21 protein-coding genes and 1 tRNA gene are annotated in these 21,985 nt (G+C 74.8%); 11 read left to right on the top strand and 11 right to left on the bottom strand.

The genetic code is table 11. The annotated features are described in order from the left end of the window. Positions 1 to 1,830, bottom strand: coding sequence for a glycoside hydrolase family 15 protein (locus tag MTO91_RS03915; protein ID WP_405419426.1), 1,830 nt, complete (start codon positions 1,828 to 1,830; stop codon positions 1 to 3). Then, complete coding sequence (zwf, locus tag MTO91_RS03910) at positions 1,827 to 3,236, bottom strand: glucose-6-phosphate dehydrogenase (protein ID WP_476653824.1); 1,410 nt, start codon at positions 3,234 to 3,236, stop codon at positions 1,827 to 1,829. The genes MTO91_RS03915 and zwf overlap by 4 nt, the downstream gene beginning before the upstream one ends. 95 nt (positions 3,237 to 3,331) lie before the next feature. Between zwf and MTO91_RS03905 the strand changes: the two genes are divergently transcribed. Together MTO91_RS03905 and MTO91_RS03900 are read left to right on the top strand one after the other, a co-directional pair. Next, positions 3,332 to 3,814: a cation:proton antiporter regulatory subunit gene (locus MTO91_RS03905; RefSeq protein ID WP_476653823.1), complete on the top strand. Its 483-nt coding sequence runs from the start codon at positions 3,332 to 3,334 to the stop codon at positions 3,812 to 3,814. Between the two features lie 16 nt (positions 3,815 to 3,830). Beyond that, positions 3,831 to 5,006, top strand: coding sequence for a cation:proton antiporter (locus MTO91_RS03900; protein WP_251787057.1), 1,176 nt, complete (start codon positions 3,831 to 3,833; stop codon positions 5,004 to 5,006). Positions 5,007 to 5,100: 94 nt separating this feature from the next. Here MTO91_RS03900 and rsmI read toward each other — a convergent pair whose 3' ends face one another. Further along, positions 5,101 to 5,976: a 16S rRNA (cytidine(1402)-2'-O)-methyltransferase gene (gene rsmI / locus MTO91_RS03895; RefSeq protein ID WP_476653822.1), complete on the bottom strand. Its 876-nt coding sequence runs from the start codon at positions 5,974 to 5,976 to the stop codon at positions 5,101 to 5,103. A 25-nt stretch (positions 5,977 to 6,001) separates the two neighbouring features. On the opposite strand from rsmI, the gene MTO91_RS03890 reads away from it, so the two are divergent. From MTO91_RS03890 to MTO91_RS03880, 3 genes are read left to right on the top strand one after another with little or no spacing between them, the layout of a single operon-like run. After that, positions 6,002 to 7,597, top strand: coding sequence for a dolichyl-phosphate-mannose--protein mannosyltransferase (locus tag MTO91_RS03890; RefSeq protein WP_083474529.1), 1,596 nt, complete (start codon positions 6,002 to 6,004; stop codon positions 7,595 to 7,597). Positions 7,598 to 7,655: 58 nt separating this feature from the next. Next, positions 7,656 to 8,222, top strand: coding sequence for a copper resistance CopC family protein (locus MTO91_RS03885; protein ID WP_476653821.1), 567 nt, complete (start codon positions 7,656 to 7,658; stop codon positions 8,220 to 8,222). Continuing rightward, positions 8,153 to 9,196, top strand: coding sequence for a CopD family protein (locus tag MTO91_RS03880; RefSeq protein WP_476653820.1), 1,044 nt, complete (start codon positions 8,153 to 8,155; stop codon positions 9,194 to 9,196). Before MTO91_RS03885 ends, MTO91_RS03880 begins: the two co-directional genes overlap by 70 nt. A gap of 3 nt (positions 9,197 to 9,199) precedes the next feature. On the opposite strand, the gene MTO91_RS03875 is transcribed toward MTO91_RS03880, so the two are convergent. The 7 genes from MTO91_RS03875 to MTO91_RS03845 form a co-directional block, all read right to left on the bottom strand. Then, on the bottom strand, positions 9,200 to 9,868 hold the full coding sequence (locus MTO91_RS03875; protein WP_476653819.1) for an ABC transporter substrate-binding protein: 669 nt from the start codon (positions 9,866 to 9,868) through the stop codon (positions 9,200 to 9,202). A 40-nt stretch (positions 9,869 to 9,908) separates the two neighbouring features. Further along, positions 9,909 to 10,823 (bottom strand): helix-turn-helix domain-containing protein, encoded by a 915-nt coding sequence (locus MTO91_RS03870; protein ID WP_476653818.1) that lies wholly within the window; start codon positions 10,821 to 10,823, stop codon positions 9,909 to 9,911. Between the two features lie 165 nt (positions 10,824 to 10,988). Continuing rightward, a tRNA-Ala gene (locus MTO91_RS03865) sits at positions 10,989 to 11,064 on the bottom strand. Positions 11,065 to 11,116: 52 nt separating this feature from the next. Then, positions 11,117 to 12,310, bottom strand: coding sequence for a divisome protein SepX/GlpR (gene sepX, locus MTO91_RS03860; RefSeq protein WP_405419450.1), 1,194 nt, complete (start codon positions 12,308 to 12,310; stop codon positions 11,117 to 11,119). A gap of 203 nt (positions 12,311 to 12,513) precedes the next feature. Next, positions 12,514 to 13,179, bottom strand: coding sequence for a GNAT family N-acetyltransferase (locus tag MTO91_RS03855; RefSeq protein ID WP_062400178.1), 666 nt, complete (start codon positions 13,177 to 13,179; stop codon positions 12,514 to 12,516). 5 nt (positions 13,180 to 13,184) lie between these two features. Then, the gene (gene glp / locus MTO91_RS03850) at positions 13,185 to 14,405 is read right to left on the bottom strand and encodes a molybdotransferase-like divisome protein Glp (RefSeq protein WP_405419455.1); all 1,221 of its coding nucleotides are present in this window, start codon (positions 14,403 to 14,405) and stop codon (positions 13,185 to 13,187) included. A gap of 2 nt (positions 14,406 to 14,407) precedes the next feature. Continuing rightward, on the bottom strand, positions 14,408 to 15,310 hold the full coding sequence (locus tag MTO91_RS03845) for a UTP--glucose-1-phosphate uridylyltransferase (protein ID WP_251787050.1): 903 nt from the start codon (positions 15,308 to 15,310) through the stop codon (positions 14,408 to 14,410). A 36-nt stretch (positions 15,311 to 15,346) separates the two neighbouring features. Between MTO91_RS03845 and MTO91_RS03840 the strand changes: the two genes are divergently transcribed. The 3 genes from MTO91_RS03840 (at position 15,347) to MTO91_RS03830 (ending at position 17,213) form a co-directional block, all read left to right on the top strand. Beyond that, the gene (locus tag MTO91_RS03840) at positions 15,347 to 15,994 is read left to right on the top strand and encodes a 5-formyltetrahydrofolate cyclo-ligase (RefSeq protein ID WP_476653817.1); all 648 of its coding nucleotides are present in this window, start codon (positions 15,347 to 15,349) and stop codon (positions 15,992 to 15,994) included. A gap of 107 nt (positions 15,995 to 16,101) precedes the next feature. After that, entirely contained in the window at positions 16,102 to 16,461 is a 360-nt protein-coding gene (locus tag MTO91_RS03835) for an FmdB family zinc ribbon protein (protein ID WP_405419464.1), read from the top strand. Between the two features lie 101 nt (positions 16,462 to 16,562). Further along, complete coding sequence (locus MTO91_RS03830) at positions 16,563 to 17,213, top strand: SAF domain-containing protein (protein WP_476653816.1); 651 nt, start codon at positions 16,563 to 16,565, stop codon at positions 17,211 to 17,213. Positions 17,214 to 17,232: 19 nt separating this feature from the next. On the opposite strand, the gene MTO91_RS03825 is transcribed toward MTO91_RS03830, so the two are convergent. Further along, positions 17,233 to 18,543 carry an acyl-CoA dehydrogenase family protein gene (locus MTO91_RS03825; RefSeq protein WP_251787046.1) on the bottom strand — a complete coding sequence of 437 codons (1,311 nt, stop codon included), beginning with the start codon at positions 18,541 to 18,543 and terminating at the stop codon, positions 17,233 to 17,235. Between the two features lie 304 nt (positions 18,544 to 18,847). Between MTO91_RS03825 and MTO91_RS03820 the strand changes: the two genes are divergently transcribed. Genes MTO91_RS03820 through MTO91_RS03810 form a run of 3 tightly spaced genes read left to right on the top strand, consistent with a single transcriptional unit; the run spans position 18,848 to position 21,973 of the window. Beyond that, positions 18,848 to 19,318 (top strand): RrF2 family transcriptional regulator, encoded by a 471-nt coding sequence (locus MTO91_RS03820; RefSeq protein ID WP_476653815.1) that lies wholly within the window; start codon positions 18,848 to 18,850, stop codon positions 19,316 to 19,318. A gap of 22 nt (positions 19,319 to 19,340) precedes the next feature. Continuing rightward, a complete protein-coding gene (locus tag MTO91_RS03815; RefSeq protein ID WP_251787045.1) occupies positions 19,341 to 20,645 on the top strand; it encodes an acyl-CoA dehydrogenase family protein in 1,305 nt (434 codons plus the stop codon). Further along, positions 20,645 to 21,973, top strand: a complete 1,329-nt coding sequence (locus MTO91_RS03810) for a LytTR family transcriptional regulator DNA-binding domain-containing protein (RefSeq protein WP_476653814.1) — start codon at positions 20,645 to 20,647, stop codon at positions 21,971 to 21,973. Before MTO91_RS03815 ends, MTO91_RS03810 begins: the two co-directional genes overlap by 1 nt. Positions 21,974 to 21,985 lie beyond the last annotated feature (12 nt).

Genomic DNA, 21,985 nt, shown 5'->3' with positions numbered 1-21,985 from the left:
TCACCCCAGCGCCCGGTCCAGGTTGATCGCGGAGCTGATCAGCGACAGGTGCGTGAACGCCTGCGGGAAGTTCCCCAGCTGCTCCCCGGTCAGGCCGATCTCCTCGGCGTAGAGGCCCAGGTGGTTGCCGTAGGAGAACATCTTCTCCAGCGCGATCCGGGCCTGTTCCAGGCGGCCGGCCCTGGTCATCGCCTCGACGTTCCAGAACGAGCACATCGAGAACGTGCCCTCCTCGCCGTCGAGACCGTCCGGCGAGTCCTCGACGTCGTAGCGGAACACCAGGGTGTCGACGACGAGGTCGTCGTTGATCGCGTCCAGGGTCGCCAGGAACCGCGGCTCGGTGGGCGCGCAGAACTTCACCATCGGCATCAGCAGCACCGAGGCGTCCAGCGTGGTCGCGCCGTAGCGCTGCACGAACGACCCGCGCGGCGGCACGTCGGGGTCCCAGCCGCGGTCCATGATCTGGTGGTAGATCTCGTCGCGGGTGGTGGTCCAGGCCCCGACGTCGCCGGGCAGGCCGCGCCGGCGCGCCATCCGGATCATCCGCTCGACCGCGACCCAGCACATGAGCCGGGAGAACACGTGGTCCTGGCGGCCCGCACGGGTCTCCCAGATGCCCTCGTCCGGGGAGTCCCAGTGCTCGCGCAGCCAGTCGAGGATCGTGCAGAGGTTCGTCCAGTCCTCGTGGCCGACGCCGTCGCCGTACTTGTCGTACAGGTAGACCGAGTCGATGATCTCGCCGTAGATGTCGAGCTGCAGCTGGTCCGCGGCGCCGTTGCCGGCCAGCACCGGGCGCGAGCCGCGGTAGCCGTCGAGGTGGTCGAGCTCGACCTCGTCGGGGGTCTCGTCGCCGTCGATCGTGTACATCACGCGCAGCGGACCCTGGTCCCCGTCGCGGGTGCTCCCGAACCGGCCCGACAGCCAGCCGATGAACGCGCCCGCCTCCTCGGTGAACCCGAGCCGCAGCAGCGCGTAGAGGGTGAACGCGGCGTCGCGCATCCAGACGTAGCGGTAGTCCCAGTTCCGCTCGCCGCCCAGCTGCTCGGGCAGCCCCATCGTCGGCGACGCGATCACCGCGCCGGTCGGCTCGTGGGTGAGCAGTTTGAGGGTGAGCGCGGAGCGGTGGACGCGCTCGCGCCACCGCCCCGTGTACGACGAGTGCGCCAGCCAGTCCTTCCAGAACGAGACGGTCCCGGTGAACAGGGCCTCCGCGGCGTCGTCGCAGGGGGTGGGCTCCCCGGTCGCGTCCACCTCCAGCACGAACACCTCGGTGCGGCCCTCGGCGGTGCGGAACTCCGCGCCCGCGGCGTGGTCGGTGATCTCCAGCTCCACCGACGACGTCAGGTCCAGGGTGACGCCGCTGCCGGTGAACCGGATGCCGGCGCCCGCGCTCTCGACCTTCGGGGTCTCCCGGGCGTAGTCGGGTCGCGGGACCACCTCGACGGTCATCGGCACCGACCCGCGGACCCCGGTCACCCGGCGGACGAGCCGCTGGCGGTGGTCGGGGTCGTGCGGGCGCAGCACCACCATGAGGTCCTGCACCTCGACGATGCCGTCGGCGGTGAGGAAGCGGGTGATGAGGATGTTGGAGTCGGGGTAGTAGAACTGCTGCTGGCTGGCGAGCTGGGTCTCGTCGACGCACGGCGCGAGCCTCCAGTGGCCGCCGCGGTCGGCGTCGAGCAGCGAGGCGAAGACGCTGGGCGCGTCGAACCGGCCCGGGCAGAACCAGTCGACGGTGCCGTCGGTGCCGACGAGCGCCGCGGAGCGCAGGTCGCCGATGATCCCGTGCTCGGCGATCGGGAGGTAGCGCTCGCTGCGCGAGGGGCTCACTCCGGCACCCGCCAGCCGCGCGGGCCGGGCAGGTCGAGCGCGTCCTGCGGGCCCCAGGACCCGTCGGGGTAGGTCTGCGTCCGCGGCGGATCGGCGAGGACCGGGTCGCACAGCTCCCAGAGCCGCTCGACCTCCTCGGTGGTGGTGAACAGTGTGCGGTCCCCCTTCATGACGTCCAGGAGCAGCCGCTCGTAGGCCTCCAGCGCGTCGTCGGGGTCACCGACGCTGTCGAGGTCCAGCCGCATCCGGCCGCGGCCGACCTTCAGCTCCGGGCCGGGGACCTTCGCCCGGACGTCGAGCTCGGCCGACACCTGGTCGGCCAGCTCGATCACGAGCTCGGTGGGCGGCCCGTCCTGGGCGTCGCCCGTGAACGACCCGCCCGGGAACATGGTCAGCGCCGGCTCGTCGAAGCCGATCGTCACGGTGCGCCGGGTCGCGCCCATCGCCTTGCCGGTGCGCAGGAAGAACGGGACGCCGAACCAGCGCCAGTTGTCGACGTAGGTCTCCAGCGCGACGAACGTCTCGGACTCCGAGTCGTCGGCGACGCCCTCCTCGTCGCGGTAGGAGGCGTACTGGCCGAACACCACCCGCGACGGGTCGAGCGGCCGGATCGATCCGAACACCTTCGCCTTCTCCGCGTGCAGCGCGTCCGGCGCGATCTCGTGCGGCGGCTCCAGCGCGACGAACCCGAGGATCTGGAACAGGTGCGTGGAGATCATGTCGCGGAACGTGCCGGTGGACTCCATGAACGACGCCCGGCCCTCGATCCCGATCTCCTCGGGGACGTCGATCTGCACGTAGCGGATGTTCTGGCGGTTCCACACCGGCTCGAACAGACCGTTGGCGAAGCGCAGCGCGAGGATGTTCTGCACCGACTCCTTGCCGAGGAAGTGGTCGATGCGGAAGATGTCGGCCTCGTCGTAGACGTCCTTCAGGCCCGCGTTCAGCTCCTTCGCGGACTCCAGGTCGGTGCCGAACGGCTTCTCCAGCACCAGCCGGGAGCGCTCGGCGATGCCGGTCTCCCCCAGCATCGCGACCATCGGGGTCATCGCGGTCGGCGGCACGGAGAGGTAGACGAGCCGGCGCACGTCGTCGGAGCCGAGGTCCTTCTCCGCGCGCCGCACCGCGTCGGCGAGGTCGGCGCCGTCGTCGGCGTCGGAGACGACGAAGCTCAGCCGCGGCGCGAAGCCGTCCCAGCCGGTGTCGTCGGACAGGGCGCCGCGGATGCGGTCGCGGAACTCGTCGTCGGAGCCGGGCGAGTGCCGGCCGGACCCGATGACCCGGAAGTCCTCGGGGAGCAGCCCCTCGTTCTGCAGGTGGAGCAGACCCGGGAAGAGCTTGCGCTTCGCCAGGTCGCCGGTGGCGCCGAACAGCACGATCACGTGCGGGGGCAGGTCCGAAGGCATGGTCCCCGGCTACCCCCGGGCGGGCCCGGTCATTCGGCGGCGCCGGTCACGAGCGTGTTTCCGACGGCCGGTGTGCGCGGCGTACCGTTGCAGGGGTGAACGTCGACGTGACGCCGCTGCCCGGGATCGGGGTGCGGAAGGAGATCGAGCTGCGCAGCGGCCGCCGGGTCGGGGTCATCGCGCACCGCGACGGGAAGATCGACCTGATCCTCTCCCGTGCCGACGACCCGGACGCCTGCGTCGCGGAGCTGCCGCTGACCACCGAGGAGGCGGGCGCCCTGGCGAACCTGCTCGGCGCCCCGCAGCTGGTCAACCAGCTGACGGACGAGCACGCGGACCTCCCGGGCATCACCACCCGCAAGATGCCGATCAAGCTCAACAGCCCGTTCGACGGCCGCCCGCTCGGCGACACCGCGCTGCGCACCCGCACCCAGGTGTCGGTGGTCGCGATCATGCGCGCGGGCCAGGTGATCCCGTCGCCGACGCCGGACCACGTGCTGGCGGCCGGGGACATCGTGATCGCCGTCGGGACGGCCGAGAAGCTGGAGCAGGCCGCCGACATCCTCGCGCGCGGCTGAGGCCGCCCCGGTAGTCGTGGACCACACCGCACTCGAACTGCTCGAACTCGGCGCCGTTTTCTTCGGGCTCGGCCTGCTCGGCAGGCTCGCCCAGCGGATCGGCCTGTCCCCCATCCCGCTCTACCTGCTCGGCGGCCTCGCGTTCGGGGCGGGCGGCGTCATCCCGCTGGGCGACATCGGCGACTTCACCTCGCTGGCCGGCGAGGTCGGCGTCGTCCTGCTGCTCCTGCTGCTCGGGCTCGAGTACTCCGCGGTCGAGCTGGTCACGGGGCTGCGCCGGTCCTGGACGGCCGGGATCGTGGACATCGTGCTCAACGCCGCGCCCGGCGTCGCCGTCGCGCTGGTCCTGGGCTGGGGCGCGGTCGGGGCGATGGTGCTGGGCGGGGTCACCTACATCTCCTCCTCCGGGATCGTCGCGAAGGTGCTGTCGGACCTGGGCCGGCTCGGCAACCGGGAGACGCCGGTGGTGCTGTCGGTGCTGGTCTTCGAGGACCTGGTGATGGCGCTCTACCTGCCGATCCTCACGGCGCTGCTGCTCGGCGTGACGCTGTGGGGCGGGATCAGTGCGGTCGCGGTGTCGCTCGCGGTGATCTCGGTGGTGCTGGTCGTGGCCCTGCGCTACGGCCGCTACGTCTCGGCCGTCGTCGACTCCGACGACCGCGAGGTGTTCCTGCTCAAGGTGCTCGGCGCCGCGCTGCTGGTCGCCGGGTTCGCCCAGGCCATGCAGGTGTCCGCCGCGGTGGGCGCGTTCCTGCTGGGCATCGCGATCTCCGGCTCGACCGCGGAGAACGCGACGAAGCTGCTGGAGCCGCTGCGGGACCTGTTCGCCGCGGTGTTCTTCGTGGTGTTCGGGCTGTCGACCGACCCGCGGGCCATCCCGCCGGTGCTCGGCTGGGCGCTCGTGCTCGCCGTGTCGACGGCCGCGACCAAGTACGCGACGGGCTGGTGGGCGGCGAAGCGCGCACGGATCGGGCGGATGGGCCGGGCCCGCGCCGGGGCCGCGCTGATCGCCCGCGGGGAGTTCTCGATCGTCATCGCCGGGCTGGCCGTCGGCTACGCCGCCGTGCCCGCCGAGCTGTCCGCGCTGGCCACGGCGTACGTGCTGATCATGGCGGTGCTCGGCCCGATCGCCGCCCGCTACGTCGAGCCCGTCATGCGGGCGATCCCGACGCGCACCCCTGCGACGGCCTGACCGCTCGCTCGCCCCGCCCTGCCCGCCGTCGCACCGCACCGGGGGCCGTCGCACCCGCAGCGACGGGTGCGGCGACAGCGCGCGGGCTGCGGTGTCAGTCCCGGGCGGCGAGGGTCGCGTTGTAGAGGTCCCGCTTCGGCACGCCCGCGGCCTCGGCGACGGCGGCGACGGCGTCCTTGAGACGCTCGCCGTCGTCGGTGCGTTCCCGGACGGCGTCGACCAGCGACTCGACCGGCGGTGCCTCCCGGGCCTCGGCGCCGGCCAGCACCACGGTCACCTCCCCGAGCACGTCGCCGGAGGTGGCCCAGGAGTGCAGCTCGGCCAGGGTGCCGCGCACGACCTGCTCGTGGGTCTTGGTCAGCTCCCGGCACACCGCGGCACGCCGGGTCTCCCCCAGTACCGCGACGGCGTCGGCGAGGGTGTCCGCGGTCCGCCGCGGCGACTCGAAGAACACCACGGCGCGGCGCTCGTCGCGCAGGGTCTCCAGCCACCGGCGGCGCTCGCCGGAGCGGCGCGGCGGGAAGCCGTCGAAGCAGAACCGCTCGCACGGCAGCCCGGACAGGACCAGTGCCGTGGTCACCGCGGACGGGCCGGGCGCGCAGGTGACCGGGAGGTCCTCCGCGGCGGCCGCGGCGACGAGCCGGTAGCCCGGGTCGGAGACGGCGGGCATGCCGGCGTCGGACACGACCAGCACGGTCGCGCCGTCGCGGACCGCGGACAGCAGGCCGGGCAGCCGCTCGGCCTCGACGGCGTCGTAGTGGCTGACGATGCGGCCGGTGTAGGTGACCGGCAGCGCCGCGGCGAGGGTCCGGAACCGGCGGGTGTCCTCGGCGGCGATGACGTCGGCGGTGGCGATCAGCTCCCGCAGCCGCGGCGACGCGTCCCGCGGGTCGCCCAGCGGGGTCGCGGCCAGGACCAGGCGACCGGTCGTCGTCGCCGTGTCGGGCGTGGAGTCGGGGGCGGGAGTCACGTCGGCCAGCCTACGATCGGACGCGATGGCCACCACGAGCGCCGATGCCGGGAGCCGGGTCGCCGGAGCGGCACCCGAACCCGGTCTGACCCCGCGGGGCACCCCGCCACCGCTGCGCCGCGCCGATCCCGGCCCGGCCGCGCGGCTCGGCGCGCCGCCACCCTCGGACCGGCTGACGGGCTGGCTGGTCACCGCGGGCGTGGTGCTGGTCGCGGCGCTGCTGCGGTTCTACGACCTGGGCGAGCCCACCGACCGCGGCACCCCCGTGTTCGACGAGAAGCACTACGTCCCGCAGGCCTGGGACATGGTCCGCAACGGCGGGGTGGAGAGCAACCCCGGTTACGAGAAGATCGTCCACCCGCCGCTGGCGAAACAGCTGATCGCGCTGGGCCAGATGGTCTTCGGCTACGACGGCGTCGGCTGGCGGGTCTCGGCCGCGCTGGCCGGGGTGCTCACCGTGCTGCTCGTCGTCCGGGCCGGACGGCGCCTGACCCGCTCCACGGCGCTGGGCGGGCTCGCCGGGCTGCTGCTGTGCGCCGACGGGCTGTCGCACGTGCAGTCGCGGATGGGGATGCTCGACGTCTTCTCCGCGCTGTTCGTGGTGGCCGCGTTCGCCGCGCTGCTCGCCGACCGCGACGACGTCCGCGCCCGGATGGCGCGCGTCGTCGCCGAGGGGCGGGTCGGCGACACCGTGTGGGGCCCGCGCTGGGGTGTGCGCTGGTGGCGGCTGACCGCGGGCGTCTCGCTCGGACTGGCGTGTGCGGTGAAGTGGAACGGCGTCTACTACATCGCCGCGTTCGGGCTGTTGTGCGTGCTGTGGGACGTCTCGGTGCGCCGCCGCGCCGGGGTCGCCCGGCCGTGGGTGGGGACGATGGTGCGCGACGTCGCCCCCGCGCTGTGGGCGCTCGTCCTGATCCCGGTGCTGACCTACGTCGGGTCCTGGTGGGCGTGGTTCGGCAGCGAGACCGGCATCGACCGCCACGAGGTGGGCCGGGAGATCGGCACCGGCGGGGCGTTCGCCTGGGTGCCCGACGCGCTGCGGTCGCTCTGGTACTACCACGGCCAGGTCCTCGCCTTCCACGAGAACCTGACGACCCAGTCCGCCGGGGCGCACCCGTGGGAGTCCAAGCCCTGGACCTGGCCGATGGGGCTGCGGCCGATGCTCTACCGCTACGCCGACGACGCGACCGGCTGCGGGGAGACCGACTGCGTCTCCGCGGTGATGCTGATCGGCACCCCGGCGCTGTGGTGGCCGGCGATCCCGGTGCTGCTCTGGGGGCTGTGGCGGGCGGTGACCCGGGTCGACTGGCGGTGGACGGCGGTGCTCGTCGGCTACGCGGCCGGGTTCGTCCCGTGGTTCTTCAACATCGACCGGCAGATGTACTTCTTCTACATGATGCCGGTGGTGCCCTTCCTGGTCCTGGGCGTCGTGCTGGCGATGGGGCAGATGCTGGGCCACTCGCGGATGAGCGCGCGCCGTCGCCGCAACGGGCTGCTCGTCGTCGCGACGTGGGTGGCGCTGATCGGGGTCAACTTCGTGTGGCTGTGGCCGATCCTGGTCGGCGACCCGATCACCGCGGCGCACTGGCAGGCCGAGCTGTGGCTGCCGTCCTGGCGCTGATCTGCTCCGTCCGGGTGACGCCCGGAACTCCGGCGGGCGGTGCGACGACCAACCCGGCGTGAGCCCCGTTCTCCGCCGCCTCGCGGTCGCCCTCCCCGCCGTGCTCCTCGCCCTCGTCGCCGGGGCCGCACCGGCCTGGGCGCACACCGAGCTCGAGTCCAGCAGCCCCGCCGCGAACGCGCAGGTCGGCGCCGCGCCGACATCGGTGTCGCTGACGTTCTCCGAGGACATCGCGGCCGCCGACGCCACCGTCTCGGTGGCCGGCCCCGGCGGCACCGACTACGCGGCGGGCCCCGCCACCGGCGACGGCGACACCCTCACCGTGCCGCTGCGCCCGCTCGGTGCGGCCGGCGCCTACACGGTCACCTACCGGGTGGTCTCCGACGACGGCCACCCCGTCTCGGGCACGGTGCCGTTCACCCTGACCTCCCCCGGGCCGGGTGCGGCCGCCACCACCCCGGCGCCCGCCTCCGGGGCCCCGACGGCCGCCGCACCGGAGACCGCGCCCCGGACCGTCCCCACCGCGGCCGACGACGGCGGCGCCCCGGTCTGGCCGTGGGTGGTGCTCGCCGTCGTCGTGATCGGGGCCGGGGCCGTGTTCGCGCTGCGCCGGTCGCGGGCCTGACCATCGACGGGACCTTCCCCGGCGGCGGCGTCCTGGGCGACCCGGTCCGCGAGCCCGCGCCCGCGGTCGCCGGGTGGGTCGCGGTGCTGGTGGGGGCCGCGGTCGTCGTCGCCGGGGTCACCGGTGGCATCGGGCCGGACGGCGTCGCGCTCGACCTGGCCCAGACCGTCGCACGGCCCGCGGCGGACCTGGCCGCGGTGGTCGCGGCGGGTGCGGCGCTGGTCGCGCTGCTCGCCCCCGACCGGGTTCCCGGCGCCGACCGGGTCCTGACGACCGTCGCGCCGCTCTGGCTCGGGGTGCTGCTGGTCGAGACGTTCGTCCGGGGCGCGGTCGTGTCCGGGCGCGGGCTCGCCGACGTGCGCGGCCCGGACCTGCTGCAGTTCCTGGCCGGTCCGCGTGCCGGGACCGGCCAGGTGGTGGCGCTGGCCGCGGTGCTCGCGCTGGTCGGCGTCGCCGGGTCGCGGCCTGCCCGGCCGGGCGCCGGTCCGGGGCCCGCGGTGCTGGCTCTGGTGGTGGTCGTCGTCGCGGCGGCGGCGCCCGCGGCGACCGGACACACCGCGGCGTCGACGGTCGCGGCGTACGCGGTGCCGGCGGTCGTCGCCCACGTCGCGGCGGCGCTGCTGTGGGTGGGCGGGCTCGGCGCGCTGCTGGTCACCGCCCGCGACGCCGACGTGCGCACCGTCGCGGTGCCCCGGTTCTCCCGGCTCGCGCTCGCCGCCGTCATCGTGCTGGGGGTGACCGGGCTGCTCGCCGCCACCGCGCGGCTGTCCTCCCCCACCGACCTGGTCACGACGGCCTACGGCGCGGTCCTCCTCACCAAGGTCGTGCTGCTGGCCTGCGCCGCCGCGCTGGGCGGCGTGACGCGGGCCCGGCTGCGCGCCGGGCGGCTGCCGGTGCTGGTGTGGGCGGCGGTGGAGGTGCTGGTGCTGGTCGCGGCGACCGGGGTCGCCGCGACCCTGACCCACACCGCCTGACGGTCAGCGGGTCGTCGCGGCGGCGAGCTGCGGTTCCAGCCGGTCGATCGCGTGGAGCAGCGCGTCCGGGCCGCCGTAGGACAGCGCGCCGCCCAGGGGGTCGGAGAACGTCGTGTAGAGCGTGCGGCCCTCGCGGACGACGCCGAGGCGGGCGAACGGCACCGACGCCGTCATCTGCTGCTCGGTCGCGCCGTTGACGAACAGCACGTCGCGGTCGAGCAGGTCCAGCCGTTCCTCGCTCACGTCGCCGGAGTGCTCCTGCGTCGCGAACCCGAGCGCGTCGAACAGCGCGCGCCGCGGGTCGCCCGCGGGGATCAGGTAGTGCCCGCCGTTCTCCGGACCGAAGTCCTCGACGAGCACCTTCCCGGCGAACGACGGGTGGGCGGCGCGGACCGCGGCGATCCGGTCCCGGACCTGGGCGGCGCGCTGCTCGGCGAGGTCCTCCCGGCCGATGGCCCTCCCCGTGGTGAGCAGCTGCACGTCCCACGGGGTCTTCTCCGGCGGGTACGCCGCCGACTGCACGACGGTCGGCGCGATCGCGGACAACGTGCGGTACATGTCCTCGTCGATGTCCTCGTAGATCGCGATGATCACGTCCGGCCTGCTCGCGGCGACGGCCTCCAGGTCGATGCCGTCCTCGCCGGACTGCGGGACCTCGGCGCCCTTCGTCACGGCCCGTACCCACGGGAAGGTCCAGGCCGTGAGGGTGACGTCAACCGCAGGCCGGGAGTCCGAGCCCGCCACGGGACCCCGGATCCAGGTACACCTCCGAGAGGTAGCCGGAGCGCCCGTCGGGCCAGCTCACGCGGTACCAGAGCGCGGACTCGACCCGGTGCGGGTTGTGCGCGGCGGGCGAGTCGCGGTTGTAGTTCCACATCCGCTCGCCGACGACCGTGCAGGTCGCGGGCAGCAGCGCCCCGCTGACGACGTCGGTGCCGTCCTCCTTGCAGCCCCGGGAGCCGCAGAACGCGATCGCCCGTGACGACAGGTAGGCGGGCCCGGAGTCCTCGACGAGGTCCTCCGCGCCGAGCGCGACCTTGTTCTGCACCGTGACGACGGCCGGCCCCGCCGACGCCGCGGCCGGCGCTCCGAGGGCCCGGGCGGCGAGCCAGCCGGCACCGCCCGCGACCAGGGCCGTGGCCAGGACGGCGACGACCACCGCCCGCGCCGTACGCCCCCTCGGGGCCCCGGCGCTCGCCGGTTCCGTCCCCCCGGCGGCCGCGCTCGTCGGTTCCGTCCCGCCTGTTCGCGGGGTCTCCGTCGCGTCCCGGGCCGCGGGCGCTCCCATCGCCGGTGCCGCGACGTCCGCGGAGACGGTCGCCGAGAGCGTCGCCGGAGCCGTGGTGGGCGACGAGGGGGCTGCGGGGGCCGCGGCCAGCGCCGCGTGCCGACGCGCCCACTCCCGCACCTCCGGCGCGGGAACGCCCACGGCGGCGAGCACCGTCGTCACCAGGTCGGCGCGGGGCAGGCGGGGTCCGGTGCGGGCGTTCCCGATCGCGCTCTTGCTCCAGTTCGAGCGTTCGGCGGCCTCACGGACGGACACGCCGCGCGCGTCGAGCACGGCGGCGAAGTCGCGGCAGAACAGTTCCGGGGAGTCGAGGGGACGACCGTCGGGGGATTCGGTCACCCGGACGAGTATGCGGTTCGCGATCACGCGGATCCAGGCGGGACGGCCGCCGTTCCACGAAGATCGTCACGATTGACGAGAGGATCTCTCGATATCCCGGTGCATCCGCAGCGACCGGGACCCCGCAACGACGAACGGCCGGACCCGTCGGGTCCGGCCGTGTGATGGTGGAGCTGAGGGGAATCGAACCCCTGACCTTCTCGATGCGAACGAGACGCGCTACCAACTGCGCTACAGCCCCAGGTGTCTCAGGCCCGCCCTCGCGGGCTGACCTGAAGAACCCTAACAGACCCCTATTCGCCCACCGCACGCCGGTGGGGGGTGCCCGTGTCGAACTCGTCGGGCTCCTCCTCGGCGTCCACGTCGACCAGCGACGTCCCGGCCGGGACCGGCGGCGGCGGGGCCGCGGCGAGACGCGGGAGCGACGACTCGTGCTCGGTCCCGACGGGCCCCTCGACGGTGCGTCCGCGGGCCGGGAGCACACCCAGCGGCTCGCCGGTGCCGCGGACCCGGGTGGGCTCGCCGTCGTCGGCGGTCCAGTCGTCGTCCTCGTCGGTGCCCGTGGTGACGGTGGCGGCGGTCGCGCGGATCTCGTCGTCGGCCCGCTCCTCGGCGGAGGCGTCGCGGCCGCGGTGGGCCCACTCGTCGAGCTCGGGGTCGTCGGCGGCCGGGGACTGCCGGGTGCCGGCCAGGCGTGCGGCGCGGCGGGCCCGGATGCCCTCCTCGATGCGGACCTGGCGGCGCAGATAGGTCAGGTAGCCGACCAGGCCGGCGCCGACGACACCGGTGACCCACCAGAACACCGTCGAGACCAGCAGCGCGGCCGCGCCGGCGGCGAGCAGCAGGACCAGCAGACCGAGCACGACGCGCTGGCGGAACGCGTACTTGGCGTGCGCGGCCGCGGCGGCGGCCTCGGGGTCGAAGCCCCCGCGGCCGGGGCGGTAGCGGGCCGGCGGGCGGGACCAGCCCTCCTCGTCGACCTCGTCGACCTCGTCGACCTCGTCGAGGCGCTCGGCGTCGGTCCCGTGCTCGTCGTCGGCGTCGACGGGCCCGGCGGGCTCGTGGTCGTCGTCGGGCCGGGGGTCGCGCTCCCGGTCCGCCCGGACCCGCTCGTCGGGATCGGCGTCGTCGTCGTGGCCGACGAGGTGGTCGTCGTGGTCGACGTCTCCGGGGCCGCGGACCCGGCCCTCGTCGTCGATCTCGGTGTCCTCGACGTCGTCGTAGGCGTACTGGTCGGCCTCGTCGGAGCGCTCACGGGGAGCGGGGACGTCGTCCCGCGCCTCCGCCAGCTCGCCGACCGTGGTCGGACCGGATCGCTGTGTCACAAGAACCTCCGGGTGTCGATGCCGCGCGGGACGTTCCAGCACCCGCCCGGACAGCAGCGCCGGGCTGAGCCGGGCCACTTCCTGCTGGCGCCGGGCGACGGTCGGAACGAGGATCAGCAGCCAGAGCACGACCAGACCCACGAAGATCAGAGAGCTGGGCACGGCTGCCTCCTCCCCCGACCGGCGCAGTCCACCCGGTGGAACGGCCCCGATCCGCGCCACCACCGATCACCGTAATCGGGCGGACCTCCGCACCCGGGTCGCGACGCGCCGTGGTCCCTCGGACGGAGGGTGCGAAACCAGGGACGTGCGGTACACGTGTGACTCCGGTGAGTGATCAGGCGAGGTATGGGCGCTGCGCAGGGTCAGGCCCGCGAGGCGCGTCCGTCCCGCACCAGCCGGGCCGCGAAACCACCCGGCGGGACCTCCTCGGCGGTCACCGCGTAGGCGTAGTGGTCGCGCCAGGCGCCGTCGACGTCGAGGTAGCGCTGCAGCAGTCCCTCGCGGCGCAGCCCGAGCCGGGCGAGCACCGCGATGCTGGCCACGTTCTCCGGGCGGACCGTGGCCTCGACGCGGTGCAGCCGCACCGGGCCGAAACAGTGGTCGAGGACGAGAGCGACGGCCGCGGTGGTGATCCCGCGCCCGCCCAGGGTCGAGTCGAGCCAGTAGCCGACGTAGCCCGACAGCAGCGGCTCCCGCACGACGTTGCCGACCATGACGTGGCCGGCCATCGCGCCGTCGACGGTGATCGCGAACGGCAGCGACAGCCCGCGCCGGGCGGCCCCGCGCAGCAGCCACCAGCGGCCGGGCCACTCCACCCCGGAGTTGCGGCGGGACCACCCGCCGTAGGTCGTCGGCTCCCAGGGACGCAGGAACTGCTCGTCGCGCACCCGGATCCGGGCCCAGTCACCGCCGTCGCGCAGCCGCACCGGGCGCAGCCCCACCTCGTGCCCGCGCACCCGCAGCGGTCCGAGGACGGCGGGCCAGCCGGGGTGACCGCCGGGCGGTTCGGGGACGGCGGACGGCGGCACGCGGCTCAGTTCCGCCCGCGGGGAACCAGCTCGACGTGCTCACCGACGGTCATCTCGGTCACGTCCTCGTCGATGACCGCCAGCGCGTTGACCTCGGACAGCACCGCCAGCAGGTGGGTGCCCGACACACCGAGCGGCTGGGCGAGCAGCTCGCCGCCGTCGTCGGAGCGCAGCAGCCGCGCCGGGATGTAGGACCGGCGCCCGGCCGGGGAGACGATCGGGGAGGTCAGCCGGGCGGTCCAGGTGCGCCGCATCGGCTCCTGGCCCAGCGCCAGCCGGATCAGCGGCCGGACGAACATCTCGAACAGCACCAGCGCGGTCGCCGGGTGCGACGGGAACAGGAACACCGGCACGGCGTCCGGGCCGAGCCGGCCGTAGCCCTGCGCGGAACCGGGGTGCATCGCGACGCGGGTGTCGTCGATGCCACCGAGGTCGGCCAGCCCGCTCTTGGCCTCGGCCGCGGTCGTCCCACCGCCCGCGCCGCAGACCACGACGATCTCCGACGCCGGCAGCAGGTCCTCCACGGCGCCACGGATCTCCGCGGCGCTGCCGCCGACGGTACGGGGCCGGTTGGTCTCCGCGCCCGCCTCGCGGGCGGCGGCGACCACGGCGTGCGAGCAGACGTCGGCGACCTGCCCGGACGACGCCGAGCGGCTCACCTCCACCAGCTCGTCGCCGACCGAGACGACCGAGACCCGCGGCCGCGGGTGCACCAGCAGCTTGTCCCGGCCCGCCGCGGCGAGCATCGCGACCTGGGCCGAGCCGACGACGTCGCCCTCGCGGACGGCGACGTCACCGGACTGGACGTCCTCCCCCACCCGGCGCACGAAGCCGGCCGACGGCACGCCGCGGCGGATCGTGAGGCGCGCGGTGCCGCCGTCGGTCCACCCCAGCGGCGCGACGGCGTCGGCGAGGGTCGGCAGCGGCGCCCCCGCCGCGACGCGGACGGCCTGGCCGGGCTGCAGCCGCAGCGGCTGACGCGACCCGGCGGCGATCTCGCCCACCACCGGGACGGTGACCGGGGAGGCGTCGGTCGCCCCGGCCACGTCGACGCTGCGCACCGCGTAGCCGTCGATCGCGGCCTGGTCGAAGACCGGCAGCGGACGCGCCGCGACGACCTCCTCGGCGCTGCGCAGCCCCTGCGCGTCGGTGATCGCGACGCGCACGGGGGCCGGGCGCACCGCCACGTCCAGGATGCGGGACAGGTGATCGGTGACCGTGCGCACTCTCAGTCCTTCAGTCGCTCGTTCAGCCAGGTCCGCAGGTCCTCGCCGTACTCCGGGTGCTGCAGCATGAAGTCGACGTAGGCCCGCGCGTACCCGGCGGGGTTGCCCAGGTCGTGGCGCCCGCCGCGGTGCACGACGACGTGTACCGGGTGCCCCTCGGAGATCAGCAGCGCGACGGCGTCGGTCAGCTGCAGCTCACCGCCCGCCCCGGGGGTGATCCGGTCCAGCGCGTCGAAGATCGCACGGTCGAGCAGGTAGCGACCGGCCGCGGCGAAGGTCGAGGGGGCCTCGTCCGGGGCGGGCTTCTCGACCATCCCGTGGACCTGCTTGACGTCGTCGTCCCCGGTGTCGGAGACCTCGAAGACGCCGTAGGCCGAGATCTGCTCGCGCGGTACGTCGAAGGCGCAGAGGACGCTGCCGCCGTGCTCCTCGCGGACCTGCGCCATGCGGGCGAGGACCCCGGTCGGGAGGACCAGGTCGTCGGGCAGCAGGACGGCGACGGCCTGCTCGTCGTCGGCCAGTGCCGGGCCGGCCTGGGCGACGGCGTGGCCGAGGCCCTTGGGCTCGTACTGGTACACCGAGTCGACCTCGAGCAGGCCGGGGGCGCGGCGGACCTTGTCCGCCAGCTCGCCCTTGCCGCGGCCCTCCAGGGTCTTCACCAGCTCGTCGTCGGTGCGGAAGTAGGCCGCGACCGAGTCCTTGCCCGGGGAGGTCACGATCAGCAGCCGCTGTGCGCCGGCCTCCGCGGCCTCCGCGGCGACCAGCTCGATCCCGGGCGTGTCGACGACGGGGAGCAGCTCCTTCGGCACGGCCTTGGTCGTCGGCAGGAACCGGGTGCCCAGACCCGCCGCCGGGACGACGGCGGTGCGGAAGGCCCCGGTGCCGCTGGACGTCTGCACGCTCATGGTCGGCGAGCCTAGCCACAGCTCTAGCCTGGAGCCGTGACGGCTCGCGCGGAGGACAGGGGTGGATCGTCGCCTGATCAGGGTGGACGAGCCGCTGACGCCAAGCGGTCGCTGCGGCGCACGCTGCTGGCGGCCCGTCGCGGGCGCCCGGTCGCCGACCGGGCCGCGACGACCGCCGCGCTGTCGGAGCACCTGTGCGCGCTCGCCACCGCGACACCCGGCCCGGTGGCCTGCTACCTGCCGATCGGCACCGAACCCGGCGGTGCGGGACCGGGTGTGCCGTCGCTGCCCGACGCGCTGGTCGCCGCCGGTCACGAGGTCCTCGCCCCGGTGGTCCCGGACGCGCCGGGCCCGCTGGACTGGACGGTCTACCGCGGCCCGGACGACCTGGCCCCCGGGCCGCTCGGGGTCGTCGAGCCGACCGGTCCCCGGCTCGGGCCCGCCGCGCTCACGTCGGCCGGCCTGGTGGTGGTGCCCGCGCTGGCCGTCGACCGGCGCGGGCGACGGCTGGGTCGCGGCGGCGGCTTCTACGACCGGACGCTCGCGCTCGCCGCGCCCGGCGCCCTGCTGGTCGTCCCGCTGCACGACGGCGAGCTGCTCGACGACGTCCCGGCCGAGGACCACGACGTCGCGGTGGGGGCGGTCGTCCTCCCCCGGGACGGGGTGGTGCATCTCTCGCCCTGACCGTGTGGACGGGTCGGAGCGACCGTCGCCTCGGAGTATGCTGGCACTCGCTCTCGCCGAGTGCCAGCCCGCGGGCGGGCACCGCCCCAGTTCGTCCGGAGGATGTTGTGCCGACCTACCAGTACGCATGCACCGCGTGTGACCACCGCTTCGAGGCGGTGCAGTCGTTCTCCGACGACGCCCTCAGCACCTGCCCGAACTGCGGCGGGAAGCTGCGCAAGGTCTTCTCCTCGGTGGGCATCGTGTTCAAGGGCAGCGGCTTCTACCGCACCGACTCCCGCTCGGGCTCGGTGAGCAGCGGGTCCGGGTCCTCGTCGGAGTCGGCGAAGTCCGACAGCTCCTCGTCGAGCTCGTCGTCCTCGGACTCCTCGTCCTCGTCGAGCTCCTCCTCCTCGGACTCCTCGTCCTCGTCGAGCTCCTCGTCGAGCTCGGCCGGCACCTCCTCCTCGAAGGCCGCCGCTTCCTGATCCGTCCACAACCGGCCGGGGTTGTCCACAGGCCGGTGGATCGGCCCGTCACCGGCCGTGTCCCGCCCTAGCGTCGGTACGACGACGGCGGAGGGGCGGCCATGGCGGAGCAGACACAGCGGGCGGACCGCCCGTGGGACCGGCTGCTGCGGCGGCCCTCCTGGTCACGGGCGTTGCTGGCCCGCCGGGTGCTGGCCGGCGCCCTCGCGGTCGCGGCCGTGGTCGTGGCGCTGCTCCCCGCCGCGGGTGACGAGCGGGTCCCGGTACTGGTCGCGGCCCGTGACCTCGCCCCCGGCACGGCGCTGGGCCCGGCCGACGTCGTCGTGGCCTCCTGGCCACCCGACCTCGCCCCCGCCGGTGCCCTGACCGTGCCCGACGCCGTGGCCGGGCGGCTGCTCGCCGGACCGGTGACCGCGGGCGAGCCGATCGGCGAGCTGCGGCTGGTCGGGTCCGCGCTCGCCGTCGTCACCGGTGGGCCGGGCGCCTCGGCGGTGCCGCTGCGCCCGGCCGATCCGGCGGTGGCCGCGCTGCTGTCCCCCGGCTCCCGGGTGGACGTGGTGGCGGGCGGCCCGGACGGCGCGCGTGTGCTGGCCGCCCGGGCCGGGGTGGTGGCGGTGCTGCCACCCGCCCCCGGGGCCGCCGGGGCGCGGGCGGACCCGGGACCGCTGGTGCTGGTCGCGCTGCCCGAGGCGGAGGCGACCGCGGTGGCCGCGGCGACGCTGGCCGGCGAGGTCACGGTCACCCTGCGCTGAGCCCCGGTGGCGCCGGGCCTCAGCCGGCGATCGTGCCGATCGACTCGTGCTGCTTGCCGAAGACGACCATCTCGTCGTCCATGATCGCCCGCGGGTTGAACAGCGGGTCGGCGAGAATGCCGTGCACGCGGCGGCGCTGCATGCCCATGTTGCCGCCGTCGTAGATCGGGAGCACCGCGACCTCGCGCAGTAGCTTGCCGAAGCCGTTCGCGGTCTCCAGGCTGTTGACGCCGACGATCTGCATGCACTTGTAGACGCAGTCGATCATCAGCTCGGTCACCTGGATCTTGTTCATCGCGCCGACCAGCTCGGCGTGCTGGTCGTGCTTGTCCAGGTAGTCCGCGGCACGCCAGCAGAAGTACCGCGCCATCTCGATCTTCGAGGCGACGTCGCCGAGCACGTAGCCGACGTTCTGGAACTCGATGATCGGCTTCAGGGCGCCCGCGGTGTGGTTGCGGGCGAACTCCAGCGCGGTCTCGTAGGCGGTGCGGGCCATGCCGACGGCGGCGATCGCCGCGACCGGGCCGGACCAGGCGAAGTTCCGGTTGATCACGAGGTCGCCGTTGCCCTCGGCACCCGGCAGGAGGTTCTCGACCGGGATCCGGGCATCGGTGAACACGATCTCGGCGTTGGACGCGAGCCGGTGACCGATCTTGTCGAGGTGCCGGAACGTCACACCGGGGGTGTCCCCCTCCAGGATCAGCGCGGACAGCCCCTCGGTGCCGCCCGCCTCCGGGTCGGTCCGGACGATGAGGGTGCCGGCGTTCGTGCCGGTCTCGTCCCATCCGGCCGACGACGGCCAGTACTTGCGCCCGTTGACGACGAAGTGGTCGCCGTCGCGGACCGCGGTCAGGCCGACGCCGGCCGGTCGCGGCAGCGGGATGTCGAAGTTCGCGGTGCCGCCCGGGTTGCCCGGCGGCTCGCTCGCCGTCCACCCGCCGAGGTAGGTGCCGGTCGGGTCGGAGGTGGCCGCCCGCAGGATGCGTTCCTTCTGCTCGTCGCTGCCGTACCAGGCGATCGGCATCAGCCCGAGGCCGTTGCAGAGCACGGTGCAGGCGAAGCCGGGGTCGACCGCGCAGATCTCCTCGGCGGCGATGACCAGGTCGACGCAGGAGACCCCGCCGCCGCCGTACTCGGCGGGCAGCATGCACATGGCGATGCCCGCCTTGTACGCCTCGACGTAGGCACCCTTGGTCATCCGGAAGCCCTCGAGCGGGTCGGGCTCGGCGTCCGCCGCCGCGACGACGGGCTGGAGGACGTTCTCGGAGAACGCTCGGACGTCGTGCTGCAGCTTGCGCTGCTCGTCGGACAACGTGAAGTCGACAGGCATGGCGCTTCCCTTCGCATCGGGATCGGGGACGGCACCGGGCGGAACCGGTACGGGGTGTACCGGTTCGGAACGGACCCGGTGGCCGCCGACGATCGGACCGCGGCCGCGCCCGACGGAAGCCCTGTGGCACGAGCGGTACGGGCCCTGTCACCAGCGGTCACGCGACACCCTCACCCGCCTCGACAGGCCCGTTCGCGACGCCGTCCCGGCACCTGCCACACGAGCTTCACCTGGGGAAACGCAGCTGTAACCGGTAGATCGAATACTGCTTCCGGTCCCCCGGCGACGAGGAGCGCACGCGCCCGTGAAACACACCAGCCACGCCGACTACGCCCTCCGTGTCCTCATGTACCTCCGGGTCGCCCCGGACGGGCGGGGTTCGGTCGGCGAGATCGCCGACGCCCACCGCGTCTCCCGCCACCACCTGGAGAAGGTCGTCCAGCGGCTCGCCGCCGCCGGGATCGTCGCGACCTCGCGCGGGCGGGGCGGCGGTGTGCGGCTGGCCGCACGGCCGTCGTCGATCACGGTCGGGGCGGTGATGCGGGCGATGGAGGGCGACTTCGCCGTCGTCGAGTGCCTGGGGCCGGCGCGCTACTGCCGGATCGCGGGGGTGTGCGGGGCCCGCAACGTCTTCTCCGAGGCGCTGGACGCCTACTTCGCCGTCCTCGACGCCGCGACCCTCGACCAGATCGCGGACAACGACCTGGGGCTGCGCGGATCCCTCGAGCTCACCGGGACCGGCCTCCGCGGCCACGGGTCCGGCTCCTCCCGGTGACCGGACCGGCAGGAGGTGCCCGATGGCCGTCGACTTCACGCTCTCCCGTTCCCAGCGCGACCTGAAGCGCCGGGCCCGCGAGTTCGCCCGGGAGGTGCTGCGCCCGGTCGTCGAGCGGGCCGAGGCGCTGCCCGACCCGCAGGAGGCGTTCCGGGCGACCCGCCCGGCCTACGAGGCCGCCTACGCCGCCGGGCTGACCACACTGTTCCTGCCCCGCGAGCTCGGCGGTGGCGGGCTGTCCCAGGTGGACTTCCTGGTCGCGGTCGAGGAGCTGTGCGCGGTCGACCCCGGCTTCGCGACGACGCTGCTCGTCAACGGCCTGGCGCTCAAGCCGCTGCTCTGGGCCGCCCCCGACGAGCTGCGCGACCGGTGGATCCGGCGCGCGACCGGCGACCCCACCGGGCGGTTCCTGGCCGGCTGGGCGGTGAGCGAGCGTGGTGGGACCGCGAACTTCGACCACCCCGACCGTCGGGCCGGTGTCCAGCTCGTCGCCACCCACGACCGCGCCCGCGGCGAGTACGTCCTGCACGGTGAGAAGCACTGGCCGTGCAACGCGGGCGGCTGGGACCTGCAGGGCGCCGACCTGACCGTCTGCATCGTGCGGACCGACCGCACGGCGGGCGGGACCTCGGCACTGAGCGCCGTCGTCGTCGAGCGGGGCGCGCCGGGGCTGTCGTTCGAAGTGATCGACAAGCTGGCCCACCGGACCTGCCAGAACGTGACGATGACCTTCCGCGGCGTCCGCGTCCCCGAGGAGAACGTCTTCGCCCACGGCGACGGGGACCTGCTGGTCAACCGGGCCTTCACCTGGTCGGGTCCGATCGCCGGGATCGCCGCGGTCGGCGTCGCGCGGGCCGCCTTCGAGTTCACGCTCAAGTGGGCGCGTACCTTCACCGGCGGCGGCTCGGCCCCGGTCATCGAGCACCAGGCGGTCGGGAACCTGCTCGCCGACGTCGCGGCGCGGATCGAGGCGGCCCGCTACCTGTGCTGGAAGGCCGCGCACTACCTGGACCGGCACGACGGGCAGGGCCAGGCGCTCGCCGGGATGTCGAAGACGTTCTGCACCGAGCTCGTCACGCAGGTGGTGAACGACTGCATGCGGGTGGTCGGGGTGAACGCCCTGGACCGCCGGTTCCCGATGGAGCGCCTCTACCGCGAGGCCGCCGTCTTCCCCCTCTACGACGCCGGCAACCTGGCCATGCAGCGCCGTCGCACCTGGGGGGTCATGACCGACCCCGGCTACACGCCCGACGTCTTCGCCGACGGCGACCCGCTCCCCTTCACGCGATCCATGGAGGGCATCGGCACCGTCCCGGGGGTGCGCTGATGCCCGACCGGGACGGCTCGGCGGCCTTCACCCGCACCCGGAACGCGTGGGAACGCTTCGCGGCGGGCGACGAGGTGCCCGCGGACGTGCCGCTGTCGATCGCGCTGTCCTGGCTGCGCTGCCGGGACCTCCACCGGCTCGACCCGCTGGCACCGGTGCACGCCCCCGCCCGGGACGACGCGGTCTACCGCCGGGAGCACGCCTCGGTGTTCACGATGCTCGGCGCCGTCGCCGCGGGGATCGCCGGCCGGCACGACGGGTGCGTCGCCGCCGTCACCGACGGCGACGGCCGGGTGCTGGCCTCGTGGGCGGCGCGCGGATCGGGCGGGTCCGCCGCGGCCCCGGGCAGCATCTGGGCCGAGGCGCGGGCCGGGACCAACGGCGCCGGGACCGCCCTCGCCCACCCGCGGGCGGTCTGTGTGCGGGGGCCGGAGCACTGGAGCTCGGCGCTGCACGACCGCAGCTGTGTCTCGACGGCGGTGTGCGACCCGGTGCTCGGGACGGCGGTGGCGGCGCTGACCGTCTCCACCCGGGGCCGCTGCCTGCCGGTCCGCCCCGACGACCTGCTCCTCGCGACCGGCCCCGCACTCCGGGTGCTGTGCGACGCCGCGGCCCGCTCCAGCGCCGTGCTGGCGGGCGCCTTCGTCGACCTGGACCGGCGCGAACGGCGGCCGCTGCTCGCGCTCGACGGCGGCGGCCGGGTCGTCGCGGCGAACGCCGCGGCCTGCCGGCGGGGTCTGCTCCCCCGCTCCGACGGCGGGCGGGCGCTGGGCCGGGCCGTCGCACCCGCGCTGGTCCGGGCCTGCGGGGACGACACCTGGTCGGGGACGGTCGTCGTCGGTGCCGCGGGGGGTGCGGAGCCGCTGGCGTTCCGGCTGCGCCCGGTGCCCGGCGACGCGGGCCCGGTCGGCTTCCTCGCCGTCGCCGACCGCACCGGGTCGGTCACCGACGACGTGCTGCCGGCCCCACCGCCGGCCGCCGGCGGGGTCGCGCCGGACCGGGTCGCCGCGGTCGGGCGGGGCGGGCGGCTGCACCTGCTGGCCTGCGACGACGTCCGGCACGCCCGCGCCGACGGCCACGACGTCTGGCTCGTCACCGACCTCGGCGTGCTGCGGGCCGCGCACCGCGGGATCGACCGGCTGGCCCGCGAGCTGGCGCCCGCCGGTTTCCTGCGGGTGCACCGCGGGCACCTCGTGAACACCGCGCGGGTCCGGACGGTGCACCGCGGACCGGACGGCATGACGGTGGGCACCGACCGGGCCGGTGCCGAACGGATCCCGGTGTCGCGCCGCGCCGTCCCGGCGGTACGGGCGGCCCTCGGTCTCTGAGCGCGCTCCGGG

Source organism: Pseudonocardia sp. 2-7 (assembly GCF_056341085.1).
This window is presented reverse-complemented; position numbering and strand designations above follow the sequence as displayed.